The organism is Frankia sp. CcCS3 (genome assembly GCF_977927575.1).
Window position 1 is genome coordinate 1 of record NZ_CDWRCL010000333.1, and the last position, 2,515, is coordinate 2,515.

At 67.0% G+C, this 2,515-nt stretch carries 3 protein-coding genes; all 3 read left to right on the forward strand.

Translation table 11 applies throughout. The features are described from left to right. The coding region (locus tag AC08OQ_RS18795) for a cytochrome P450 (protein WP_476612276.1) at window positions 1-1,043 on the forward strand (1,043 nt) is incomplete at its 5' end. A gap of 201 nt (window positions 1,044-1,244) precedes the next feature. Then, window positions 1,245-2,345 (forward strand): acyl-CoA desaturase, encoded by a 1,101-nt coding sequence (locus AC08OQ_RS18800; protein ID WP_476602277.1) that lies wholly within the window; start codon window positions 1,245-1,247, stop codon window positions 2,343-2,345. Beyond that, on the forward strand, window positions 2,263-2,515 hold a 253-nt coding region (locus AC08OQ_RS18805; RefSeq protein ID WP_476612277.1), incomplete at its 3' end, for an acyl carrier protein. The genes AC08OQ_RS18800 and AC08OQ_RS18805, both read left to right, overlap by 83 nt.

Here is a 2,515-nt window from a genome sequence, read left to right on the forward strand (position 1 = left end):
GATCAGCGACAGATCCAGATCCGACAATGGATGCCGATTCACCGTCTGGTGCGGCCACGGTCGGCACGTCGCCGGCCTTCGGCGCGTTCGATCCGGCCCGATATCATGATCTCTACCCCAACTACAACGCCCTGCGGGAGGCGGATCCATTCTACCGTCTGCCGCTGGGCGCACAGCAGGTCACGCTGCTCACCCGCTACCAGGACTGCATGCACGTTCTACAGGACGCCGCCTGGGGCCGGGGCGAGGGGAGGACCAACGCCTGGCGTTCCGCCAACAGCTTCGACGGCGGGCTACGGTCGCTCCTCGGCGTGAACCCGCCCGATCACACCCGGCTGCGCAAGCTGGTCAGCAAGGCGTTCACTCCCCGGGTTATCTCCGGTCTGCGGCCACAGACCACCGTCCTGGTCGAGTCGCTGCTCGACGCCGCGCTCGCGGCCGGCGAGGTGGATCTGCGAGGGAAGGCCACCGTCGAGTTCGACGCGTACTTCACGGAGCTGATCGCGGCCAGACGGGCTCGGCCGACCGACGACCTGCTCGGTCTTCTCGTGGCGGTGCGGGAGCAGGGTGACAGCCTGACCGAGGCCGAACTGCTGGAGCTGTGTGCTCTGCTGCTGGTCGCCGGGTACGAGACCACGGTCAACCTGATCGGCGACGCGGTGCTCGCCCTGCTGCGCGACACCGAGATCTCCGGGCGCTCCTTCGCCGCGGGCGAGGTCGTCGTCACCATGCTGGCCGCCGCCGGGCGGGACCCGCAGACCTTCGCGGAGCCGGACCGGTTCGACATCCGCCGGTACGCCGGGCCGACGCCCGCCCCCCGTCATCTCGGCTTCGGGTTGGGGATCCACTACTGTCTCGGCGCACCGCTCGCCCGGCTGGAGGCGGAGATCGCCCTGCAGGCACTCGTGCGCCGGGCCGGTAGCCTCACGCCGGCCACCGACCCTCCCTCCTACCGCCCGCATCTGGTCGTGCGTGGCCTGGAGACACTCCCCATCCGGCTGTCGCCCTATGACGGTGCTGGGCGACGCCCCGCACTACCGTGACGCCCCGCACTACCGCGGCACTCGCATCTATCCGCGGGCTGGAGAGCCGGCGGATGCGACTCGACGACGGGCGATAACGAAACACAATCTCACGATCGATTACTCCGGCGCATGTTCCGGAACCGGCCACGGCGGCTGTTACGATCGGGAAAGTTCGGGCCGACGACCCCATCCGCAGTCCTCCAGAGGAGGCGGTCGAGAATGGCTGGCTTCCAGCCTGCAACGCACATTCCTGAAACCGGGCACTCTGAAACCAGCTACGGGGCCGATGGATCCACTCCCCGCAGAAAGACGATCAGCAATTCCTACCTGCATCGCCTGCAGCGGCGGCACTTCCTGCTGTTCGACGTCCTCCCGATTGCCGGCACCGCCGCCGCCATCGCGTTTCTCGCGGTGCATCCGATCGGGGCCACCGAACTCGCCCTGCTCTTCTCGATGTGGCTCCTGACCGGTCTGGGCATCACTGTCGGCTATCACCGGCTCTTCACGCACCGCGCGTTCAAGGCGGCGCCGGCCGCGGCGACCGCGCTCGCGGTACTCGGCTCGATGACCGGCCAGAGCGGCGTGGTGTCCTGGGTCGCTCTGCACCGGCGGCACCACGAATACAGCGATCGCGACGGAGACCCGCACTCGCCGAATCTCGCCGGCAACGGTCTGAAGGGCCGGCTCCGCGGCCTGGCCCACTCGCACTTCCTGTGGATGCGCCGCCACGAATATCCCAACGTCGTCCACTACGCGCCGGATCTGATCAAGAACCGTGCGCTGGTCCGGGTGGCCCGCCTCTACTACTACTGGGTGACGCTCGGGCTCCTGCTCCCGGCGCTCGTCGGCGGCCTCGTCTACCAGAGTTGGACCGGGGCGGTGAGCGGCTTCCTCTGGGGCGGTCTCGTACGGATGTTCGTCCTCGAACACGTCATCTGGGGGATCAACTCCTTCCTGCACATGTTCGGCACCCGCCCCTACGAGTCCCGGGAGAACAGTAGGAACGGCGGAATCTTCGCCCTGCTGAGCCTGGGCGAATCGTGGCACAACAATCACCACGCGTTCCCCGATTCACCCTCCTTCGGGCTGCGGTGGTACCGCCTCGATCCGGGTTACTGGCTCATCAGACTACTCGCGATCAGTGGCCTCGCCTGGGATGTCAAACTTCCGTCCAAAGAGCGGATGGCGGCGAAGAGAATCACCGCCAGAAGATCCGCTCCGAGTACCGCGGTATACGGTGGAGCCAAGCAGGGAAGAGATTATCACCTGGTGCCGAGAGTATGTCGCGGGCCTCCTCGAGATACCCGCGGAGGAGGTTGATCCGGACGCGGACTTCGATCGACTGGGAATCGATTCCGCCCTCGCCGTCCCCCTGCTGATCGAGGTTGAGGAACGCTACGGCGTCGACCTGCCGCCCGAGGCGTTGTTCGAGAACCCGAACCTCAACGCGGTCGCCACGTACCTGCACACGCAACTCCCGCGGCACGTGG

Excerpts from the sequence above, each read along its gene's own strand:
- AC08OQ_RS18800 (WP_476602277.1), top strand. The coding sequence starts at position 1,245 with ATGGCTGGCTTCCAGCCTGCAACGCACATTCCTGAAACCGGGCACTCT.